Source organism: Pseudomonas sp. NMS19W (assembly GCF_051554255.1).
Classification (GTDB): domain Bacteria; phylum Pseudomonadota; class Gammaproteobacteria; order Pseudomonadales; family Pseudomonadaceae; genus Aquipseudomonas; species Aquipseudomonas kribbensis.
Genome location: NZ_CP136718.1, coordinates 5,615,576 through 5,637,247 on the forward strand (window position 1 = coordinate 5,615,576; position 21,672 = coordinate 5,637,247).

The 21,672-nt window shown below is 55.5% G+C and carries 17 protein-coding genes, 4 tRNA genes and 1 pseudogene; all 22 read right to left on the reverse strand.

Translation table 11 applies throughout. From position 1 onward, the window contains the following. Positions 1 to 4 precede the first annotated feature (4 nt). Positions 5 to 640: a 50S ribosomal protein L3 gene (gene rplC / locus R1A29_RS25810; RefSeq protein WP_007955641.1), complete on the reverse strand. Its 636-nt coding sequence runs from the start codon at positions 638 to 640 to the stop codon at positions 5 to 7. 80 nt (positions 641 to 720) lie between these two features. After that, positions 721 to 1,032, reverse strand: a complete 312-nt coding sequence (gene rpsJ / locus R1A29_RS25815) for a 30S ribosomal protein S10 (RefSeq protein ID WP_003186070.1) — start codon at positions 1,030 to 1,032, stop codon at positions 721 to 723. Between the two features lie 157 nt (positions 1,033 to 1,189). Next, on the reverse strand, positions 1,190 to 2,383 hold the full coding sequence (gene tuf, locus R1A29_RS25820; RefSeq protein WP_010220303.1) for an elongation factor Tu: 1,194 nt from the start codon (positions 2,381 to 2,383) through the stop codon (positions 1,190 to 1,192). Positions 2,384 to 2,414: 31 nt separating this feature from the next. Beyond that, complete coding sequence (gene fusA / locus R1A29_RS25825) at positions 2,415 to 4,520, reverse strand: elongation factor G (protein WP_085712351.1); 2,106 nt, start codon at positions 4,518 to 4,520, stop codon at positions 2,415 to 2,417. A 30-nt stretch (positions 4,521 to 4,550) separates the two neighbouring features. After that, entirely contained in the window at positions 4,551 to 5,024 is a 474-nt protein-coding gene (gene rpsG, locus R1A29_RS25830; protein ID WP_007957592.1) for a 30S ribosomal protein S7, read from the reverse strand. A gap of 109 nt (positions 5,025 to 5,133) precedes the next feature. Then, a complete protein-coding gene (gene rpsL / locus R1A29_RS25835) occupies positions 5,134 to 5,505 on the reverse strand; it encodes a 30S ribosomal protein S12 (protein WP_003186084.1) in 372 nt (123 codons plus the stop codon). 215 nt (positions 5,506 to 5,720) lie between these two features. Beyond that, positions 5,721 to 9,921 (reverse strand): annotated as a pseudogene (gene rpoC / locus R1A29_RS25840) (DNA-directed RNA polymerase subunit beta'). Between the two features lie 63 nt (positions 9,922 to 9,984). Beyond that, a complete protein-coding gene (rpoB, locus tag R1A29_RS25845; RefSeq protein ID WP_438299929.1) occupies positions 9,985 to 14,058 on the reverse strand; it encodes a DNA-directed RNA polymerase subunit beta in 4,074 nt (1,357 codons plus the stop codon). Between the two features lie 220 nt (positions 14,059 to 14,278). Further along, the gene (gene rplL, locus R1A29_RS25850) at positions 14,279 to 14,644 is read right to left on the reverse strand and encodes a 50S ribosomal protein L7/L12 (RefSeq protein WP_007957596.1); all 366 of its coding nucleotides are present in this window, start codon (positions 14,642 to 14,644) and stop codon (positions 14,279 to 14,281) included. A gap of 79 nt (positions 14,645 to 14,723) precedes the next feature. Continuing rightward, entirely contained in the window at positions 14,724 to 15,224 is a 501-nt protein-coding gene (gene rplJ / locus R1A29_RS25855; protein WP_011336174.1) for a 50S ribosomal protein L10, read from the reverse strand. Between the two features lie 198 nt (positions 15,225 to 15,422). Next, positions 15,423 to 16,118: a 50S ribosomal protein L1 gene (gene rplA / locus R1A29_RS25860; RefSeq protein ID WP_011336175.1), complete on the reverse strand. Its 696-nt coding sequence runs from the start codon at positions 16,116 to 16,118 to the stop codon at positions 15,423 to 15,425. Next, on the reverse strand, positions 16,118 to 16,549 hold the full coding sequence (gene rplK / locus R1A29_RS25865) for a 50S ribosomal protein L11 (RefSeq protein ID WP_003228756.1): 432 nt from the start codon (positions 16,547 to 16,549) through the stop codon (positions 16,118 to 16,120). Before rplK ends, rplA begins: the two co-directional genes overlap by 1 nt. 117 nt (positions 16,550 to 16,666) lie before the next feature. Continuing rightward, positions 16,667 to 17,200 carry a transcription termination/antitermination protein NusG gene (gene nusG / locus R1A29_RS25870; protein WP_007957598.1) on the reverse strand — a complete coding sequence of 178 codons (534 nt, stop codon included), beginning with the start codon at positions 17,198 to 17,200 and terminating at the stop codon, positions 16,667 to 16,669. Positions 17,201 to 17,209: 9 nt separating this feature from the next. Continuing rightward, positions 17,210 to 17,578 carry a preprotein translocase subunit SecE gene (gene secE, locus R1A29_RS25875; RefSeq protein WP_007916493.1) on the reverse strand — a complete coding sequence of 123 codons (369 nt, stop codon included), beginning with the start codon at positions 17,576 to 17,578 and terminating at the stop codon, positions 17,210 to 17,212. 46 nt (positions 17,579 to 17,624) lie between these two features. Next, positions 17,625 to 17,699 (reverse strand) — tRNA-Trp (locus tag R1A29_RS25880). A 53-nt stretch (positions 17,700 to 17,752) separates the two neighbouring features. Further along, on the reverse strand, positions 17,753 to 18,946 hold the full coding sequence (tuf, locus tag R1A29_RS25885) for an elongation factor Tu (RefSeq protein WP_438299930.1): 1,194 nt from the start codon (positions 18,944 to 18,946) through the stop codon (positions 17,753 to 17,755). Positions 18,947 to 19,030: 84 nt separating this feature from the next. Beyond that, positions 19,031 to 19,106, reverse strand: a tRNA-Thr gene (locus R1A29_RS25890). 26 nt (positions 19,107 to 19,132) lie between these two features. After that, positions 19,133 to 19,206, reverse strand: a tRNA-Gly gene (locus tag R1A29_RS25895). Positions 19,207 to 19,231: 25 nt separating this feature from the next. Further along, positions 19,232 to 19,316: transfer RNA gene (locus R1A29_RS25900), tRNA-Tyr, on the reverse strand. Between the two features lie 143 nt (positions 19,317 to 19,459). Beyond that, positions 19,460 to 19,885 (reverse strand): hypothetical protein, encoded by a 426-nt coding sequence (locus R1A29_RS25905; protein ID WP_438299931.1) that lies wholly within the window; start codon positions 19,883 to 19,885, stop codon positions 19,460 to 19,462. 7 nt (positions 19,886 to 19,892) lie between these two features. After that, positions 19,893 to 20,642 carry a pantothenate kinase gene (locus R1A29_RS25910; protein WP_438299932.1) on the reverse strand — a complete coding sequence of 250 codons (750 nt, stop codon included), beginning with the start codon at positions 20,640 to 20,642 and terminating at the stop codon, positions 19,893 to 19,895. Then, positions 20,632 to 21,585: a bifunctional biotin--[acetyl-CoA-carboxylase] ligase/biotin operon repressor BirA gene (gene birA, locus R1A29_RS25915; protein ID WP_438299933.1), complete on the reverse strand. Its 954-nt coding sequence runs from the start codon at positions 21,583 to 21,585 to the stop codon at positions 20,632 to 20,634. The genes R1A29_RS25910 and birA overlap by 11 nt, the downstream gene beginning before the upstream one ends. Positions 21,586 to 21,672 lie beyond the last annotated feature (87 nt).

The following is a 21,672-nucleotide window of genomic DNA, read 5'->3' on the forward strand; positions in this document are numbered from 1 at the left end:
CCCCTTAACCGCGAGCCTTGGCTGCTGGACGTACAACCAGGTTGCCGCCAGTAGCGCCAGGAACAGCACCCTTGACCAACAACAGATTGCGTTCAGCGTCCACGCGCACTACTTCCAGGGACTGCACGGTCACGCGCTCAGCGCCCATATGACCGGACATTTTTTTGCCCTTGAATACACGACCAGGAGTCTGGCACTGGCCGATAGAGCCTGGGACGCGGTGGGATACGGAGTTACCGTGGGTGTTATCTTGCCCGCGGAAGTTCCAACGCTTGATCGTACCCTGGAAGCCTTTACCTTTGGACTGACCGGTTACATCAACCAGTTGACCAGCAGCGAAGATTTCAGCGTTGATCAGATCGCCGGCCTGGTACTCGCCTTCTTCAAGGCGGAATTCCATTACGGTACGACCAGCGGCAACGTTCGCCTTGGCGAAGTGGCCAGCCTGAGCAGCTGTAACACGGGAAGCACGACGCTCGCCGACAGTGACTTGCACTGCACGATAGCCATCGGTTTCTTCAGTTTTGAACTGGGTGACGCGATTCGGCTCGATCTCAATGACCGTGACCGGAATGGAGACACCTTCTTCGGTGAAAATACGGGTCATACCCGCTTTACGACCGACTACACCAATAGTCATGTTGTAAACCTCATGAGTGTACGGGGCTTTCACCCGCTATGGCCGCCCATTTCAGAGCGTTACACGACCAAGACCGAGTCTTAGCCGAGGCTGATCTGCACTTCCACACCGGCCGCAAGATCAAGCTTCATAAGAGCATCAACGGTTTTATCCGTTGGCTGGACGATGTCCAGAACGCGCTTATGAGTGCGGATTTCGTACTGGTCACGCGCGTCTTTGTTGACGTGCGGGGAAACCAGAACGGTGAACCGCTCTTTACGGGTAGGCAGTGGAATTGGACCACGCACTTGAGCACCAGTACGTTTCGCGGTTTCCACGATTTCCTGGGTTGATTGGTCGATCAGGCGATGGTCAAAAGCCTTCAACCTGATACGGATTTGCTGATTTTGCATTGGATTTCAGACTCCGGCTGCTATTCCCACCGGGCGCAATACGCCCGTTAAAAGGAGGCGCAATTCTATAGACGCCCCAGATAGGTGTCAACCCAATAAAAAAGCCCCCGCTAAGCGGGGGCTTTTTCAACTCATCAAAGCTATCTCAACAAAGAGATCACTCGATGATTTTTGCTACGACGCCAGCACCAACGGTACGACCGCCTTCACGGATAGCGAAACGCAGACCGTCTTCCATCGCGATGGTTTTGATCAGGGTAACAGTCATCTGAATGTTGTCACCTGGCATTACCATTTCAACGCCTTCTGGCAGCTCGCAGTTACCAGTCACGTCAGTAGTACGGAAGTAGAACTGTGGACGGTAGCCTTTGAAGAACGGAGTGTGACGACCGCCTTCTTCCTTGCTCAGAACGTAAACTTCTGCGGTGAACTTGGTGTGCGGCTTAACCGAACCCGGCTTAACCAGAACCTGACCACGCTCAACGTCGTCACGCTTGGTGCCACGCAGCAGAACGCCGCAGTTCTCGCCAGCACGACCTTCGTCCAGCAGCTTGCGGAACATCTCAACACCGGTGCAGGTGGTGGTGGTGGTGTCACGCAGACCAACGATTTCCAGGGCGTCCTGAACGCGAACGATACCGCGCTCGATACGACCAGTTACCACGGTGCCACGACCCGAGATCGAGAACACGTCTTCGATTGGCATCAGGAATGGCTTGTCGATAGCACGCTCTGGCTCTGGGATGTAGCTGTCCAGAGTTTCCACCAGCTTCTTGACAGCGGTGGTGCCCATTTCGTTGTCGTCTTTGCCTTCCAGCGCCATACGAGCCGAACCGATGATGATCGGAGTGTCGTCGCCTGGGAAGTCGTAGGTGGACAGCAGGTCGCGAACTTCCATCTCAACCAGTTCCAGCAGCTCTGCGTCGTCTACCAGGTCAGCCTTGTTCAGGAAAACCACGATGTACGGAACGCCTACCTGACGGGACAGCAGGATGTGCTCACGAGTTTGTGGCATCGGACCATCGGCAGCCGAGCAAACCAGGATCGCGCCGTCCATCTGGGCAGCACCGGTGATCATGTTCTTCACGTAGTCAGCGTGACCTGGGCAGTCAACGTGAGCGTAGTGACGAATGTTCGAGTTGTACTCAACGTGCGCGGTGTTGATGGTGATACCGCGAGCTTTTTCTTCTGGAGCGCTGTCGATCTTGTCGAATTCAACTACGGCCGAACCGAAAACTTCGGAGCAGACGCGAGTCAGAGCAGCGGTCAGAGTGGTTTTACCGTGGTCAACGTGGCCGATGGTGCCAACGTTTACGTGCGGTAGGGAACGATCAAATTTTTCTTTAGCCACGACAATTAACTCCTAGCCTAAAGGGGCTGAATCAGCCTTGTTTTTTGGTAACGGATTCGACGATGTGCGACGGAGCCGTATCGTATTTTTTGAATTCCATAGAGTAGCTTGCGCGACCCTGAGACATGGAACGGACGTCGGTCGCATAACCGAACATCTCACCCAGTGGAACTTCGGCACGGATAACCTTGCCGGACACTGTGTCTTCCATACCCTGGATCATGCCGCGACGACGGTTAAGGTCGCCCATCACGTCACCCATATAGTCTTCAGGCGTAACAACCTCTACCGCCATGATCGGCTCGAGCAACTCACCACCGCCCTTCTGGGCCAGTTGCTTGGTCGCCATGGAAGCAGCCACTTTAAACGCCATCTCGTTGGAGTCGACGTCGTGGTAAGAACCATCGAACACGGTAGCCTTCAGGCCGATCAGCGGATAGCCGGCAACAACGCCGTTCTTCATCTGCTCTTCGATACCCTTCTGGATAGCCGGGATGTATTCCTTAGGAACCACACCACCTACTACTTCGTTCAGGAATTGCAGACCTTCCTGACCTTCGTCAGCAGGAGCAAAGCGAATCCAGCAGTGACCGAACTGGCCACGACCGCCGGACTGACGAACGAACTTGCCTTCGATTTCGCAGTTCTTCGTGATGCGCTCACGGTACGAAACTTGAGGCTTGCCGATGTTGGCTTCGACGTTGAACTCACGGCGCATCCGGTCAACCAGGATGTCCAGGTGCAGCTCGCCCATGCCGGAGATGATCGTTTGACCAGTCTCTTCATCAGTTTTAACGCGGAAAGACGGGTCTTCCTGAGCCAGCTTGCCCAGAGCGATACCCATTTTTTCCTGGTCATCCTTGGTCTTAGGCTCTACGGCAACCGAAATAACCGGCTCCGGGAAGTCCATGCGAACCAGGATGATTGGCTTGTCAGCGTTGCAGAGGGTTTCACCAGTGGTGACGTCCTTCATGCCGATCAGGGCCGCGATGTCGCCAGCGCGTACTTCCTTGATCTCTTCACGGGCGTTTGCGTGCATTTGCACCATACGACCCACGCGCTCTTTCTTGCCTTTGACCGAGTTGATCACGCCGTCGCCGGAGTTCAACACGCCCGAGTAAACGCGGACGAAGGTCAGAGTACCCACGAATGGGTCGGTAGCGATCTTGAACGCCAAAGCCGCGAACGGCTCGTCGTCGCTTGCATGACGCTCCATCTCTTCTTCCTCGTTATCAGGGTTGGAACCCTTGATAGCAGGAATGTCGGTCGGAGCAGGCAGGAAGTCGATAACGGCGTCGAGAACCAGGGGAACACCCTTGTTCTTGAAGGACGAACCGCAAACAGCCAGAACGATTTCGCCAGCGATAGTACGCTGACGCAGAGCAGCCTTGATCTCGGCGATCGACAGCTCTTCACCTTCCAGGTACTTGTTCATCAGCTCTTCACTGGCTTCAGCCGCAGCTTCAACCATGTTGCTGCGCCATTCAGTGGCCAGCTCGAGCATGTCCGCAGGGATTTCCTTGCGAACAGGAACCATACCCTTGTCAGAGTCGTTCCAGTAAACAGCTTGCATGTTGATCAGGTCGATCTGGCCCTGGAAGTTGTCTTCCGAACCGATAGCCAGCTGGATCGGCACCGGAGTGTGACCCAGACGCTGTTTGATCTGACCGATCACGCGCAGGAAATTGGCACCAGCACGGTCCATCTTGTTTACGTAAACAAGACGTGGAACGCCGTATTTGTTGGCTTGACGCCATACGGTTTCCGACTGAGGCTCAACACCCGAAGTACCGCAGAACACTACGACAGCGCCGTCGAGTACGCGCAGGGAACGTTCTACTTCAATGGTGAAGTCTACGTGGCCCGGGGTATCGATTACGTTGAAGCGATGCTCGTGCGGGTACTGCTTCTCGGAACCTTTCCAGAAGGCGGTAATGGCAGCAGAAGTAATGGTAATACCACGCTCCTGCTCCTGAACCATCCAGTCTGTGGTCGCGGCGCCGTCATGCACCTCGCCCATTTTGTGACTTTTGCCAGTGTAAAAAAGGACGCGCTCGGTGGTGGTGGTTTTACCAGCATCCACGTGAGCGACGATACCGATGTTACGGTAGCGACTAATCGGAGTAGTACGAGCCATAAAGCCCTCGCAAAATTAGTGAAGCTAAAATTAGAAGCGGTAGTGCGAGAAAGCTTTGTTAGCTTCGGCCATACGGTGCACGTCTTCACGCTTCTTAACAGCAGCACCTTTACCTTCAGCAGCATCCAGCAGCTCGCCAGCCAAGCGCAGAGCCATAGACTTCTCGCCACGCTTGCGGGCGAAGTCTACCAACCAGCGCATTGCCAGAGCGTTACGACGGGACGGACGAACTTCGACCGGAACCTGGTAAGTAGCACCACCAACGCGGCGCGACTTCACTTCGACCAGCGGAGCGATGGCGTCGAGTGCTTTTTCGAAGAGTTCCAGGGGATCGGTGCCGGTCTTGCGAGCCGCAACGGTTTCCAGGGCACCATAAACGATACGCTCGGCAACGGCTTTCTTGCCGCTTTCCATAACGTGGTTCATGAATTTGGCGAGGATTTGGCTTCCGTATTTCGGATCGTCCAGAATCTCACGCTTTGCTGCTACGCGACGTCTTGGCATTGATAAGCCCTCAAACGGTCTTCAGGTTAGTTCGGGACAGATCCTTGAGGATTCGCGCCCGACCTTACTCTTATCGACTCAATAAAATGAAAATCTGCAAAACGGCCGATTACTTCGGACGCTTGGTACCGTACTTCGAACGACCCTGGTTACGGCCTTTAACGCCGGAAGTATCCAAGGAGCCGCGAACGGTGTGGTAACGAACACCTGGCAAGTCTTTTACACGACCGCCGCGGATCAGTACCACGCTGTGCTCTTGCAGGTTGTGGCCTTCACCACCGATGTACGAGGAAACCTCGAAACCGTTGGTCAGACGCACACGGCATACTTTACGCAGTGCCGAGTTAGGTTTTTTCGGCGTAGTGGTGTACACACGGGTGCACACGCCACGACGTTGCGGGCAGTTCTGCAGCGCAGGCACGTCGGATTTCTCGACGATACGCTTACGCGGCTGACGTACCAGCTGGTTGATAGTTGCCATCTACTAGCTCCACTGTTGTCTTGCGACGCTATTGTCTTGCAAGAAAAGCAAAATGGCAGGAACGGATTCCCGCCAAATTTAGGGGATCAAGAGTCTAAAGAGGATCTTGTCCCCAGTCAAGGCAAGGCCCCGACCTCCCCGTTCATCGAACCTCGACAAATTGTCTCGATTCGATGAACGGTTAGATCAGGGCCTCAGCTCATTTATCGCAGAACTCAGTTACCGCTCGAGTTCAGCGCTTCGGTCAGTGCAGCTTCCACTTCACTGGCGCTTACGCGCAACGGCTTGTCTGCATCACGACGACGCTTGCGCTCGCTGTGATAAGCCAGACCGGTACCGGCCGGGATCAGACGACCCACAACCACGTTCTCTTTCAGGCCGCGCAGGTAATCGCGCTTGCCGGTTACGGCCGCTTCGGTCAGTACGCGGGTGGTTTCCTGGAAGGAAGCCGCCGAGATGAACGATTCGGTCGACAACGACGCCTTGGTGATACCCAGCAGAACGCGGGTGAACTTGGCGACAAACTTGTCTTCCGCATTCAGACGCTCGTTCTCTACCAGCACGTGAGTCAGTTCCATCTGGTCGCCCTTGATGAAGCTGGAATCGCCGGATTCGGAGATCTCAACCTTACGCAGCATCTGACGCAGAATGGTCTCGATGTGCTTGTCGTTGATCTTCACGCCTTGCAGGCGGTAAACATCCTGGATCTCGTTCACGATGTACTTGGCCAGCGCGCTCACACCCAGCAGACGCAGGATGTCGTGCGGATCGCTCGGACCGTCGGAGATAACTTCGCCGCGGTTTACCTGTTCGCCTTCGAACACGTTCAGGTGACGCCACTTCGGAATCAGCTCTTCGTACGGATCGCTACCGTCGTTCGGAGTGATGACCAGACGGCGCTTGCCCTTGGTCTCTTTACCGAACGCGATGGTGCCGCTGACTTCAGCCAGAATCGACGCTTCTTTCGGACGACGGGCTTCGAACAGGTCTGCAACACGCGGCAGACCACCGGTGATGTCACGGGTCTTCGAAGTTTCCTGCGGGATACGAGCGATAACATCACCGATCGCAATCTTCGCACCGTCCGCAACACCGACCAGGGCGTTGGCTGGCAGGAAGTACTGAGCGATAACGTCAGTGCCTGGCAGCAACAGATCCTTGCCGTTGTCATCGACCATCTTCACAGCAGGACGAATGTCCTTGCCGGCAGCCGGACGATCTTTCGGATCGAGTACTTCAATGTTGGTCATACCGGTCAATTCGTCAGTCTGACGCTTGATCGTGATGCCTTCTTCCATGCCCACGTAGGTCACGGTACCTTTCATTTCGGTAACGATCGGGTGAGTGTGCGGATCCCACTTGGCCACGATGGCGCCAGCGTCGACCTTGTCACCTTCTTTAACCGAAATCACAGCACCGTACGGCAGCTTGTAACGCTCGCGCTCACGACCGAAGTCGTCGGCAATCGCCAGTTCACCGGAACGGGACACGGCAACCAGGTTGCCATCCACACGCTCAACGTGCTTCAGGTTGTGCAGACGGACGGTACCGCCGTTCTTCACCTGAACGCTGTCAGCTGCGGAAGTACGGCTTGCCGCACCACCGATGTGGAACGTACGCATCGTCAGCTGGGTACCCGGCTCACCGATGGACTGGGCAGCGATTACGCCGACCGACTCACCGATGTTCACCTGGTGACCACGAGCCAGGTCACGGCCGTAGCACTTGGCGCAGATGCCGTAGCGGGTTTCGCAGCTGATCGGCGAACGCACGATCACTTCGTCGATGCTGTTCAGCTCGATGAACTCGACCCACTTCTCGTCTACCAGAGTGCCGGCAGGAACGATGACGTCCTCGGTACCCGGCTTGAATACGTCACGGGCGATGACACGACCCAATACGCGCTCACCCAGCGGCTCTACAACGTCACCGCCTTCAATGTGCGGAGTCATTACCAGGCCGTGCTCGGTGCCGCAATCGATCTCGGTCACGACCAGATCCTGCGCCACGTCTACCAGACGACGAGTCAGGTAACCGGAGTTCGCGGTCTTCAACGCGGTATCCGCCAGACCCTTACGAGCACCGTGAGTCGAGATGAAGTACTGGAGTACGCTCAGACCTTCACGGAAGTTCGCGGTAATTGGCGTTTCGATGATGGAACCGTCCGGCTTGGCCATCAGACCACGCATACCGGCCAGCTGACGAATCTGTGCTGCGGAACCCCGCGCACCCGAGTCGGCCATCATGTACATCGAGTTGAACGATTCCTGCTCGACTTCGTCGCCGTGACGGTCGATGACTTTCTCTTTCGAGAGGTTGGCCATCATCGCCTTGGAGACTTCGTCGTTCGCTTTCGACCAAAGGTCGATCACTTTGTTGTACTTCTCGCCCTGGGTTACCAGGCCGGACGCGTACTGGCTCTCGATCTCTTTCACTTCGTCGGTGGCAGCACCGATGATGCGGGCTTTCTCATCCGGGATAACGAAGTCGTTAACACCGATGGAAACGCCGGAAATGGTCGAGTAGGCAAAACCGGTGTACATCAACTGGTCAGCGAAGATCACGGTCTCTTTCAGACCAACCACGCGGTAGCACTGGTTGATCAGCTTGGAGATCGCCTTTTTCTTCATCGGCAGGTTGACGACGTCGAACGACAGACCTTTTGGCACAACCTGGAACAGCAGCGCACGGCCGACAGTGGTGTCGACGATGCGGGTGTTGTTCACGCTGTTGCCGTCACGATCGTTCACGGTTTCGTTGATACGAACCTTGATCTTGGCGTGCAGTGCGGCTTCGCCGGCACGGAACACACGGTCAACTTCCTGCAGATCCGCGAACACACGACCTTCGCCCTTGGCGTTGATCGCTTCACGAGTCATGTAGTACAGACCCAATACAACGTCCTGCGACGGAACGATGATTGGCTCACCGTTGGCTGGCGACAGAATGTTGTTGGTCGACATCATCAACGCACGCGCTTCGAGCTGGGCTTCCAGCGTCAGCGGTACGTGCACGGCCATTTGGTCGCCGTCGAAGTCGGCGTTGTACGCAGCACAGACCAGAGGGTGCAGCTGGATAGCCTTACCTTCGATCAGTACCGGTTCAAAAGCCTGGATACCCAGACGGTGAAGGGTCGGTGCACGGTTGAGAAGAACCGGGTGTTCGCGAATCACTTCAGCGAGAACGTCCCAAACCTCCGGCAGCTCGCGCTCGACCATTTTCTTGGCCGCTTTGATGGTGGTCGCCAGACCACGCATTTCCAGCTTGCCGAAAATGAACGGCTTGAACAGCTCGAGAGCCATTTTCTTCGGCAGACCGCACTGGTGCAGACGCAGGGTCGGGCCTACGGTAATTACCGAACGACCGGAGTAGTCAACACGCTTACCGAGCAAGTTCTGACGGAAACGACCCTGCTTACCCTTGATCATGTCAGCCAGGGATTTCAGAGGACGCTTGTTCGAGCCGGTGATAGCGCGGCCACGACGACCGTTGTCGAGCAGTGCATCGACAGCTTCCTGCAACATGCGCTTTTCGTTGCGCACGATGATGTCCGGAGCGGACAGATCCAGCAGGCGCTTCAAACGGTTGTTACGGTTGATCACTCGACGATACAGATCGTTGAGGTCGGAAGTCGCGAAACGACCGCCATCCAGCGGGACCAGTGGACGCAGATCTGGCGGCAGAACCGGCAGAACGGTCAGCACCATCCACTCTGGCAGGTTGCCGGAACCCTGGAAGGCTTCCATCAACTTCAGACGCTTGGACAGCTTCTTGATCTTGGTTTCGGAGTTGGTTTGCGGAATTTCTTCACGCAGACGGCCAATCTCGTGCTCCAGGTCGATAGCGTGCAGCAGTTCACGGACAGCTTCAGCACCCATGCGGGCGTCGAAATCGTCACCGAACTCTTCCAGCGCTTCGAAGTACTGCTCGTCGTTCAGCAACTGACCTTTTTCAAGAGTGGTCATGCCTGGATCGATAACGACATAGCTCTCGAAGTAGAGAACGCGTTCGATATCACGCAGGGTCATGTCCATCAGCAGGCCGATACGGGACGGCAGCGATTTCAGGAACCAGATGTGGGCAACCGGCGAAGCCAGTTCGATGTGCGCCATGCGCTCACGACGAACCTTGGCCAGTGCAACTTCAACGCCGCACTTCTCGCAGATAACACCACGATGCTTCAAGCGCTTGTACTTACCGCACAGGCACTCGTAATCCTTTACCGGGCCAAAGATCTTGGCGCAGAACAGGCCGTCACGCTCAGGTTTGAACGTACGGTAGTTGATGGTTTCCGGCTTTTTTAACTTCACCGAACGACCACGAGCGGATCATCTCAGGCGAGGCCAATCCGATACGGATGGCGTCGAACTCTTCGACTTGACCCTGGTTTTTCAGCAAATTCAGTAGGTCTTTCAAGGCCTTTCCTCCTGGCGGAGCAGAGAGCGGGCAATCCTGCCCCGCTCTCGATCGCGTCACGTGTTATTCGGTTTCCAGATCGATATCGATGCCGAGGGAACGAATTTCCTTGATCAACACGTTGAAGGACTCGGGCATGCCCGGCTCCATACGGTGATCGCCGTCCACGATGTTTTTGTACATCTTGGTCCGGCCGTTCACATCGTCCGACTTCACTGTGAGCATTTCTTGCAGAGTGTAAGCAGCACCGTATGCTTCCAGTGCCCAGACCTCCATCTCCCCGAAACGCTGACCACCGAACTGCGCCTTACCACCCAGCGGCTGCTGGGTAACCAGGCTGTACGAACCGGTAGAACGCGCGTGCATCTTGTCGTCTACCAAGTGGTTCAGCTTCAGCATGTACATGTAGCCAACGGTAACTGGACGCTCGAACTTGTTGCCGGTACGGCCGTCGGTCAGCTGCATCTGGCCGCTTTCTGGCAGGTCCGCCAGCTTCAGCATGGCCTTGATTTCGCTTTCCTTGGCACCGTCGAACACTGGAGTGGCCATTGGAACGCCGCCACGCAGGTTCTTCGCCAGATCCAGGATCTCCTGATCGGAGAAGCTGTCCAGATCTTCGTTACGACCGCCGATCTGGTTGTAGATCTCGTCCAGGAACGTACGCAGCTCAGCGACTTTGCGCTGCTCTTCGACCATCCGGTTGATCTTCTCGCCCAGACCTTTGGCCGCGAGGCCCAGGTGGGTTTCAAGGATCTGACCAACGTTCATACGCGAAGGTACGCCCAGCGGGTTGAGGACCACGTCGACCGGGGTGCCATTGGCATCGTGCGGCATGTCTTCAACCGGCATGATCACGGAGACCACACCCTTGTTACCGTGACGACCGGCCATCTTGTCGCCCGGCTGGATGCGACGACGGATTGCCAGGTAAACCTTGACGATCTTCAGCACGCCTGGAGCCAGGTCATCGCCCTGCTGCAGTTTGCGCTTCTTGTCTTCGAACTTGTCGTCCAGCAGACGGCGACGATCAACGATGTAGGCCTGAGCCTTCTCGAGCTGCTCGTTCAGAGCATCTTCAGCCATGCGCAGTTTGAACCACTGACCATGCTCAAGACCGTCGAGTACTTCGTCGGTGATGTCCTGACCTTTCTTCAGGCCCGCGCCGCCTTCAGCCTTGTGGCCTACCAGAGCGGAACGCAGACGTTCGAAGGTCGCGCCTTCAACGATGCGGAACTCTTCGTTCAGATCCTTGCGGATTTCGTCCAGCTGGGACTTCTCGATCGACAGTGCACGAGCATCACGCTCAACGCCGTCACGAGTGAAGACCTGCACGTCGATGACAGTGCCTTTGGTACCGGTAGGTACACGCAGGGAAGTGTCTTTAACGTCGCTGGCTTTTTCACCGAAGATCGCGCGCAGCAGTTTTTCTTCCGGAGTCAGTTGGGTCTCGCCTTTCGGAGTGACCTTACCAACCAGGATGTCGCCTGCGCCAACTTCAGCACCTACGTAAACGATACCGGCTTCGTCCAGCTTATTCAGTGCAGCTTCACCCACGTTCGGGATGTCCGCAGTGATTTCCTCTGGGCCAAGCTTGGTGTCACGGGCCACACAGGTCAGTTCCTGAATGTGGATCGTGGTGAAGCGGTCTTCCTGAACTACACGCTCGGACAGGCAGATGGAGTCTTCGAAGTTGAAGCCGTTCCACGCCATGAACGCGATGCGCATGTTCTGCCCCAGAGCCAGTTCACCCATATCGGTGGACGGACCGTCGGCCATGATGTCGCTACGCTGAACACGATCACCCTTGCTAACCAGCGGACGCTGGTTGATGCAGGTGTTCTGGTTCGAGCGGGTGTATTTGGTCAGGTTGTAGATGTCGACACCGGCTTCACCGGTTTCAACTTCATCATCGGCAACACGAACCACGATACGGCTGGCATCGACGGAATCGATCACGCCGCCACGACGAGCCACGACGCAAACGCCGGAGTCGCGAGCCACGTTACGCTCCATACCGGTACCTACCAGCGGCTTGTCGGCACGCAGGGTTGGTACAGCCTGACGCTGCATGTTCGAACCCATCAACGCACGGTTGGCGTCGTCGTGCTCGAGGAACGGAATCAAGGACGCTGCAACCGAAACTACCTGCTTCGGCGAAACGTCCATCAAGGTGACTTCTTCAGGCGCCTTGACGGTGAATTCGTTCAGGTGACGTACGGCTACCAGTTCGTCGACCAGGACTTTCTGCTCGTTCATGGTCGCCGAAGCCTGCGCGATCACGTGATCGGCTTCTTCGATAGCGGACAGGAACACGATATCGTCGGTGACCACACCCTCTTTCACCACACGGTACGGGCTCTCGAGGAAGCCGTACTGGTTGGTGCGAGCGTAAGCCGCCAGGGAGTTGATCAGACCGATGTTCGGACCTTCCGGCGTTTCAATCGGGCAGACACGACCGTAGTGAGTCGGGTGTACGTCACGGACTTCGAAGCCCGCGCGCTCACGAGTCAGACCACCAGGGCCGAGTGCGGAGACACGACGCTTGTGGGTAATCTCGGACAGCGGGTTGTTCTGGTCCATGAACTGCGACAGCTGGCTGGAACCGAAGAACTCTTTCACCGCCGCAGCCACTGGCTTGGCGTTGATCAGATCTTGCGGCATCAGGCCTTCGCTTTCTGCCATCGACAGACGCTCTTTGACCGCACGCTCAACACGTACCAGGCCAACGCGGAACTGGTTCTCGGCCATTTCGCCTACGCAGCGAACACGACGGTTACCCAGGTGGTCGATGTCGTCGACGATGCCTTTACCGTTACGGATGTCGACCAAGGTCTTCAGTACCGCGACGATGTCTTCCTTGCACAGCACGCCCGAACCTTCGATCTCGGTACGACCGATACGACGGTTGAACTTCATCCGGCCGACCGCAGACAGGTCATAGCGCTCAGGGCTGAAGAACAGGTTGTTGAACAGGGTCTCGGCAGCGTCCTTGGTTGGCGGCTCGCCTGGACGCATCATGCGATAGATTTCGACCAGCGCTTCCAACTGGTTGCTGGTGGAGTCGATCTTCAGCGTGTCGGAGATGAAAGGACCGCAGTCGATGTCGTTGGTGTACAGAGTTTCGATACGAACGACACCAGCCTTGGCGACCTTCGCCAGGACTTCAGTGGTCAGTTCGGTGTTGCACTCTGCCAGGATTTCACCGGTAGCCGGATGCACGATGACCTTGGCGGTGGTGCGACCCAGGACATAGTCCAGAGGCACGTCCAGCTCTTTGATCCCGGCTTTTTCCAGCTGATTGATGTGGCGAGCGGTAATACGACGACCCTGCTCGACAATCACCTTGCCCTTGTCGTCCTGGATATCGAGAACAGCAACTTCACCACGCAGGCGCTGAGGCACCAGCTCCAGGCTCAGGCTCTCGCCCTTAACGTGGAATACGTTGGTGGTATAGAACGCGTCCAGCACTTCTTCGGTGGTATAGCCGAGCGCGCGCAGCAGTACGGAGGCCGGCAGCTTGCGACGACGGTCGATACGTACGAACACGCAGTCTTTCGGGTCGAATTCGAAGTCCAGCCACGAACCGCGGTACGGAATGATGCGCGCGGAGTACAGCAGTTTGCCGGAGCTGTGCGTCTTGCCACGGTCGTGGTCGAAGAACACGCCCGGGGAGCGGTGCAACTGGGAAACGATCACACGCTCGGTACCGTTGATTACGAAGGTACCGTTCTCAGTCATCAGGGGGATTTCACCCATGTAGACTTCTTGCTCTTTGATGTCCTTGATCGCTTTGTTCGACGATTCTTTGTCGAAAATGATCAGGCGCACTTTTACCCGCAAAGGTACGGCGAAAGTTACACCGCGCAATACGCATTCTTTGACATCAAATGCCGGTTCGCCCAGGCGATAACCGACGTACTCCAGCGCAGCATTGCCGGAGTAGCTGATGATCGGGAAAACGGATTTGAAGGCCGCATGCAGGCCCACGTCGCGGAACTGATCTTTAGTCGCTCCCGCTTGCAAGAATTCACGATACGAATCCAGCTGGATGGCCAGGAGGTAAGGCACATCCATGACGTCCGGCAACTTGCTAAAGTCCTTGCGGATACGTTTTTTCTCAGTATATGAGTAAGCCATCAGCGTTCCCCAGCTTGGTCACCTGCTTGTTTGGCCCCTCCCGACGGGAGCAGCCAGAAAATCGTGCAAACCCCATGGTTTGCGCCATCACATCGGATGGTTACAGCTCGTTATCGGCACCGACCGAGTCGGCTGCCAATAACGGAAAAAGGCCGGTGGCAAGAGCCACCAGCCATCAGCCTGTCGCTTGACGCTCGGGCTGGAGGAGCAAAGTCGATGCTTACTTCAGCTCGACTTTAGCGCCTGCTTCTTCCAGCTTCTTCTTAGCGTCTTCAGCAGCTTCTTTCGAAACGCCTTCAGCTACAACCTGAGGAGCGCCGTCGACTTTCTCTTTGGCTTCTTTCAGGCCCAGACCGGTCAGTTCACGAACTGCCTTGATCACGTTTACTTTCTTCTCGCCGGCTTCAACCAGAACAACGTTGAACTCGGTTTGCTCTTCAACAACAGCGGCAGCAGCAGCTGGACCAGCAGCAGCAACAGCAGCGGTCACGCCGAAGGTTTCTTCCATTGCTTTGATCAGCTCAACAACTTCCAGAACGGTTTTCTGGCCGATTGCTTCGATGATTTGTTCGTTAGTCAGAGACATGACTCAATTCCTGATTTGGTGGACAGCCTGTACGGCCGTCGAAATAAACAAAAATACGCGAGATTGGAAACGCTCAGCCTCAGGCTGCAGCAGCTTCTTTCTGATCGCGAATTGCCGCCAGAGTACGAGCCAGCTTGCTGGTAGCGCCTTGAATCACGCTCATCAGTTTCGCAATAGCTTCGTCGCGAGTTGGCAGGCTTGCCAGCACGTCGATCTCATTCGCTGCGAGGAACTTGCCCTCGAACGAAGCTGCCTTGATCTCGAACTTATCCTGACCCTTGGCAAATTCCTTGAACAGACGAGCAGCAGCGCCCGGGTGTTCGTTGGAGAATGCGATCAGGGTCGGGCCGGTGAACGCGTCGTTCAGCACTTCGTACGAAGTGCCAGCAACAGCGCGCTTGAGCAGGGTGTTACGTACAACACGTACGTAAACGCCAGCTTCACGAGCCTCTTTACGGAGTCCGGTCATTGCGCCTACTGTTACGCCACGGGCATCAACCACGACAGCGGACAGAGCGACTTTGGCAGCCTCGTTGACTTCAGCGACGATGGCCTTCTTGTCTTCGAGATTAATTGCCACGGGTTTAACTCCTGCTTGTTACCGTTTCATTCGATCGAAACCGAATGTCGTTTTGGTGTCTGATTCGGTAAGGAACCGGGAGCACCATCTGCGTAGGCTTGAGGTTTAAGACTTGCGTCGCCTACGGTCTTGGATAGCCCCCGCCAGGCAGGGACCCCAATCTTTCAATTGGCGCAGTCACCTGCGCCAATTTTTGTCTTACGCGTCCAGCGAGCTCTGGTCGATAACCAGACCTGGGCCCATGGTGGTGCTCAGGGTAACGCGCTTGACGTAGATACCTTTCGAGGAAGCTGGCTTGATACGCTTCAGGTCAGCGATCAGGGCTTCAACGTTTTCCTTCAGCTTGACGGCATCGAAGCCGATCTTGCCAACGGAAGTGTGGATGATGCCGTTTTTGTCGGTGCGATAACGAACCTGACCAGCCTTGGCGTTTTTAACCGCGGTGGCTACGTCTGGAGTAACGGTACCAACTTTCGGGTTAGGCATCAGACCACGTGGACCGAGGATCTGACCCAGTTGACCTACAACGCGCATGGCATCCGGGGATGCGATCACTACGTCATAGTTCAGGTCGCCGCCTTTCATTTCGGCAGCCAGTTCGTCCATACCTACGCGGTCAGCGCCGGCAGCCAGAGCGGCCTCGGCAGCTGGACCCTGGGTGAACACAGCAACGCGAACGGTCTTGCCAGTGCCGTGTGGCAGCACAGTAGCGCTACGAACGACCTGGTCGGATTTACGCGGGTCTACACCCAGGTTAACGGCCACATCGAACGACTCGACGAACTTGGCAGCTGGCAGCGAGGCCAGCAGAGTTGCGGCCTCTTCGAAGTTGTAGGACTTGCCTGCTTCGATCTTTTCAGCGATAGCCTTTTGGCGCTTGGTCAGCTTAGCCATTACACACCCTCCACGTTAAGGCCCATGCTACGAGCAGAACCGGCGATAGTGCGCACGGCTGCATCCATATCAGCTGCAGTCAGATCCGCGTTTTTGGTTTTCGCGATTTCTTCCAGCTGAGCACGGGTAACAGTGCCAACCTTAACGGTGTTCGGACGAGCGGAACCGCTGGTCAGACCGGCCGCCTTCTTCAGCAGAACCGAAGCAGGGGTGGATTTGGTTTCGAAAGTGAAGCTACGGTCGCTGTAGACAGTGATGATCACTGGAGTCGGCAGACCAGCTTCCAGACCCTGGGTACGGGCGTTGAAAGCCTTGCAGAATTCCATGATGTTCACGCCGTGCTGACCCAGAGCAGGACCAACAGGTGGGCTTGGGTTAGCCTGAGCGGCCTTCACTTGCAGCTTGATGTAAGCGGTAATCTTCTTGGCCATGAGGCACTCCAATTACGGGTTCGAACGCCTCGAAAGGCTCCCCGGTTACTTGCGCGTTTATCCCAGTGACGACAAAACCCCACAGCCTAGGGCTGCGGGGTTGGGATGCTTGTCCAGTTAGACCTTTTCGACCTGACTGAACTCCAACTCTACCGGAGTAGAGCGACCGAAAATGAGCACTGCCACTTGGATCCGGCTCTTTTCGTAGTTAACTTCTTCAACAACACCGTTAAAGTCAGCGAAAGGACCGTCATTAACACGAACGGTTTCACCTGGCTCGAACAACGTCTTCGGCTTCGGCTTGTCGCTACCGTCAGCAACGCGACGCAGAATCGCCTCGGCTTCTTTATCAGTGATTGGTGCAGGCTTGTCAGCGGTACCGCCGATAAAACCCATCACCCGAGGAGTATCCTTGACCAAGTGCCAAGTACCCTCATTCATATCCATCTGTACCAGCACATAACCAGGGAAGAACTTGCGTTCGCTTTTGCGCTTCTGGCCATTACGCATCTCAACCACTTCTTCAGTGGGAACCAGAATTTCGCCGAAGCCATCTTCCATGCCAGCCAGCTTTACACGCTCAATCAGCGAGCGCATGACATGCTTCTCGTAACCCGAGTAAGCATGCACAACGTACCAACGCTTAGCCACGGGACACCCTTAGCCGACAATCAAGGAAACAAGCCAGCCGAGCAGGGAATCAAGCCCCCACAACAGCAACGCCATAACCAGAACAACAGCCACAACAATCAGAGTGGTCTGCGTGGTTTCTTGGCGAGTTGGCCATACGACTTTACGAATCTCGGTACGAGCTTCCTTAACCAGTACAAAGAAAGACTTGCCCTTGGCAGTCTGCAGGCCTACAAAGGCAGCTACAGCAGCAATGACAAGCAAAGCGAGTACACGGTACAGGATCGGCGAAGCAGAGTAATACTGATTGCCTACAACGCCAACCACCACCAAAGCGACCACTACAAGCCACTTGAGCAGATCGAAGCGAGAGCCTTGAGCTTCAGCCTTAGGAGTCATCTATGAAGATCCTGTGAAAAAGAAAGCCAGACACACCGAGTGAATCTGGCAGGTCAGGAGGAATCGAACCCCCAACCTACGGTTTTGGAGACCGTCGCTCTGCCAATTGAGCTACTGACCTAAAACAAAATCAGGCCGACCATTATGCCGGCCTGAAAAATACATTACAACTACTTACTCGATGATTTTGGCTACGACGCCAGCGCCGACGGTACGACCGCCTTCACGGATAGCGAAACGCAGACCGTCTTCCATCGCGATGGTTTTGATCAGGGTAACAGTCATCTGAATGTTGTCACCTGGCATTACCATTTCAACGCCTTCTGGCAGCTCGCAGTTACCAGTCACGTCAGTAGTACGGAAGTAGAACTGTGGACGGTAGCCTTTGAAGAACGGAGTGTGACGACCGCCTTCTTCCTTGCTCAGAACGTAAACTTCTGCGGTGAACTTGGTGTGCGGCTTAACCGAACCTGGCTTAACCAGAACCTGACCACGCTCAACGTCGTCACGCTTGGTACCACGCAGCAGAACGCCGCAGTTCTCGCCAGCACGACCTTCGTCCAGCAGCTTGCGGAACATCTCAACACCGGTACAGGTGGTGGTAGTGGTGTCACGCAGACCAACGATTTCCAGGGCGTCCTGAACGCGGACGATACCACGCTCGATACGACCAGTTACCACGGTGCCACGACCCGAGATCGAGAACACGTCTTCGATTGGCATCAGGAATGGCTTGTCGATAGCACGCTCTGGCTCTGGGATGTAGCTATCCAGAGTTTCCACCAGCTTCTTGACAGCGGTGGCGCCCATTTCGTTGTCGTCTTTGCCTTCCAGCGCCATACGAGCCGAACCGATGATGATCGGAGTGTCGTCGCCTGGGAAGTCGTAGGTGGACAGCAGGTCGCGAACTTCCATCTCAACCAGTTCCAGCAGCTCTGCGTCGTCTACCAGATCAGCCTTGTTCAGGAAAACCACGATGTACGGAACGCCTACCTGACGGGACAGCAGGATGTGCTCACGAGTTTGTGGCATCGGACCATCGGCAGCCGAGCAAACCAGGATCGCGCCGTCCATCTGGGCAGCACCGGTGATCATATTCTTCACGTAGTCAGCGTGACCTGGGCAGTCAACGTGAGCGTAGTGACGAATGTTCGAGTTGTACTCAACGTGCGCGGTGTTGATGGTGATACCGCGAGCTTTTTCTTCTGGAGCGCTGTCGATCTTGTCGAATTCAACTACGGCCGAACCGAAAACTTCGGAGCAGACGCGAGTCAGAGCAGCGGTCAGAGTGGTTTTACCGTGGTCAACGTGACCGATAGTTCCGACGTTGACGTGCGGTAGGGAACGATCAAATTTTTCCTTAGCCATCGATATCACCCCTAACAGAAGAAATAAGCAAACAACCCTAGCCATTAAAACAAAGGCAGATATTTTCATATCTGCCTTGTTATATGGAGCTCTTGAGCGGATTTGAACCGCTGACCTCACCCTTACCAAGGGTGTGCTCTACCAACTGAGCTACAAGAGCGTAACACTTTGCACAACCTGCAAACTTGGAGCGGGTAGCGGGAATCGAACCCGCATCATCAGCTTGGAAGGCTGAGGTTCTACCACTAAACTATACCCGCGGAGCCTGCAGCTCACGCTAAAATCTGGTGGAGGGAGAAGGATTCGAACCTTCGAAGTCGTAGACGTCAGATTTACAGTCTGATCCCTTTGGCCGCTCGGGAACCCCTCCTAATCAGGCCGGCATTCTATACTATGCCGAACCCTTGTCAAGCATTTTCTCATTTAAAAACCTGAGGTTAGCTGCGTTGACATCACCTCACCGCTTAAACCCTTTCAGGTCTTCGCTGTGGAGCGGGCGCCATTCTATGCAAACTATTCCGCAGGTGCAACCCCCTCACACAGCATTATTTTATGTTTTAACTCATTGAATTCCTTGGAAAGGTTTTGCATCTGAACATCCCCCAGCAAACGCTGGGTTTCGGGTGTAATTCGGAACCAATATGCATTGCTGGAAAGGTCTTTAGGCACAGCCTGAGCCTTCACTCCCAACTCAGCCAGACTCAGCCCCAGAGATTGTGCCGCTTCAGGACGACTCAACCCACCTACATATAGACACTGCCCATCAGTCTTCACGCCCCGCGTAGCATCACCAGCCTCGCTCAGCAAACGGATATCCTGCTGCGAACCACTATAAAGACGCAGAGGCGTGACATCCTTTGCACGCAATGGCGCCTCCTGCTGATGCCAGACGTAATAAAACACATTGAGTACAAGAAGCAGGAGAAACAACCAGCGCATACAAACCTCAGGACAAAGGACATGCCATAGCCAAACCTACGAACACTAAATCGGGAACCACCCTGGCCTCAGGCACAACATCCGACACCAGCTCGGCGTCCCCTCCAGTGATGAAAACACTGAAGCCTTCCCCCCAGTAGGAACGCGCCATCTCCAACTGCGTCAGTACGAATCCCCTGAGCATCAACGAACAGCCACGCTCCACCGCCTCGACCGTATTGCGCCCCGGAACGTGACTCGTCAATGCACGCTCCGCCGCCAGGTCGCCATAGCGAATCTTTCGAGTATGCGTACGCAATTGATTTCGCATCAATGGCATACCAGGACAAATGAAGCCTCCCAGGTGCTCCCCTTCCGACGAGATGAAATCAGCAGTCACCGCCGTCCCAAAATCAAGAACCAGGCAAGCCCCACCAGCCAGATGAAAGCCACCAAGCATCGCCAACCAGCGATCAAGGCCCAGACGCTCGTAGTCCTCATAGCCGTTCTTAACGCCAGACATTTCGCGAGCAGGTTTCGCACAGACAACGGATATATCGAACTCACGCTTGAGGAGACCAATCAGCAAATTGGTCTCGTCTTCTGTTCTTACACTGACAAGGCGGCATTTGCCGAGAGACAACTTATCGAGCGAGCGAAGATTGCCGACCAATGCCCCATCAGAGTCAACCACCCCCTCCGCGATCAAGGTACCGGCCTCGGCATTCAGCACCCGCCACTTGATAAAGCTGTTTCCGCAATCAAGCTCAAGAATCATCACGCAACCTCAAGCTGAGCTCACCACCACTAAAGACTCTTTCCACACCATCTACATTCAATCGCAGCGCACCTTGATTATCGACCCCCAGCACCACGCCATCTATATGAGTGACGCCGGCAGTGAGAGAAACCGGCTGTCCTTGCCATAAATGGCTCGCCTCCCACTCTGCCTGAAGCACTGAGAAACCGCCTGACTGGTGACGCTGCAAATAAAGTTGCAACTGCTTACTCAACTCAACCGCCAGACTATTGCGATCACATGGCTTTCCCGACTCGAGCCGTATCGAAGTCCACTGCTGATCAACCTCATCGGTTGTTTGCATGTTCACGTTTATGCCGATACCCAGCACTACATGACACACATCTGCCGGATCCCCAACCAGCTCCAGCAAGATTCCCGCGATTTTTTTTCGCCCCACCAAAACGTCATTGGGCCACTTCAACCCGGCACCCGCCACTCCAAGCGCTCGCAAGGTTTGCATGACCGCAAGACCGACAACAAGACTTAGCCCTTCAAGCTGGCGCATCCCACCGTCAATACGCAACACGAGACTGTAATAGAGGTTCTCGGCAAACGGGCTTACCCATTTGCGACCTCTGCGCCCACGTCCGGATACTTGTCGCTCAGCCAGCACCAGAAAGGGGGCCATTTGACCGCGCTCAACGGCGCGCAGCGATTCGGCGTTAGTAGAGTCGATTGAGCTGAAGACACTCACGGACCAGCCTGCAAGACTTTCCTCTATCTTGAGCGGGTCGAGCAACGCCAGCGGCGAAGCCAACTGGTAGCCTCGCCCTCGAACTTTATGTATGGACAGCCCAAGCTCAGCCTCGAGATGCTGAAGCTGCTTCCACACCGCACTTCGACTAATTCCCAGGGTGGCTCCCAGAGCCTGGCCAGAATGGAATTGCCCATCCTTCAGAAGGTTCAACAACGTCAGCATGCAGGTCTCGCCTCGGAATGAGGCCCGAATAATAGCCATGCACCGAGCTGTTGCATAGAATTCAAACAGCCCACTTTCCTGCGGAAA

Coding starts and splice junctions, on each gene's coding strand:
- rpoB (WP_438299929.1), bottom strand. CDS start 14,058: ATGGCTTACTCATATACTGAGAAAAAACGTATCCGCAAGGACTTTAGC.
- rpsG (WP_007957592.1), bottom strand. CDS start 5,024: ATGCCAAGACGTCGCGTAGCAGCAAAGCGTGAGATTCTGGACGATCCG.
- fusA (WP_085712351.1), bottom strand. CDS start 4,520: ATGGCTCGTACTACTCCGATTAGTCGCTACCGTAACATCGGTATCGTC.
- secE (WP_007916493.1), bottom strand. CDS start 17,578: ATGACTCCTAAGGCTGAAGCTCAAGGCTCTCGCTTCGATCTGCTCAAG.
- R1A29_RS25905 (WP_438299931.1), bottom strand. CDS start 19,885: ATGCGCTGGTTGTTTCTCCTGCTTCTTGTACTCAATGTGTTTTATTAC.
- rplL (WP_007957596.1), bottom strand. CDS start 14,644: ATGTCTCTGACTAACGAACAAATCATCGAAGCAATCGGCCAGAAAACC.
- rpsL (WP_003186084.1), bottom strand. CDS start 5,505: ATGGCAACTATCAACCAGCTGGTACGTCAGCCGCGTAAGCGTATCGTC.
- R1A29_RS25910 (WP_438299932.1), bottom strand. CDS start 20,642: ATGATTCTTGAGCTTGATTGCGGAAACAGCTTTATCAAGTGGCGGGTG.
- birA (WP_438299933.1), bottom strand. CDS start 21,585: ATGCTGACGTTGTTGAACCTTCTGAAGGATGGGCAATTCCATTCTGGC.
- tuf (WP_438299930.1), bottom strand. CDS start 18,946: ATGGCTAAGGAAAAATTTGATCGTTCCCTACCGCACGTCAACGTCGGA.
- rpsJ (WP_003186070.1), bottom strand. CDS start 1,032: ATGCAAAATCAGCAAATCCGTATCAGGTTGAAGGCTTTTGACCATCGC.
- rplC (WP_007955641.1), bottom strand. CDS start 640: ATGACTATTGGTGTAGTCGGTCGTAAAGCGGGTATGACCCGTATTTTC.
- rplK (WP_003228756.1), bottom strand. CDS start 16,549: ATGGCCAAGAAGATTACCGCTTACATCAAGCTGCAAGTGAAGGCCGCT.
- rplA (WP_011336175.1), bottom strand. CDS start 16,118: ATGGCTAAGCTGACCAAGCGCCAAAAGGCTATCGCTGAAAAGATCGAA.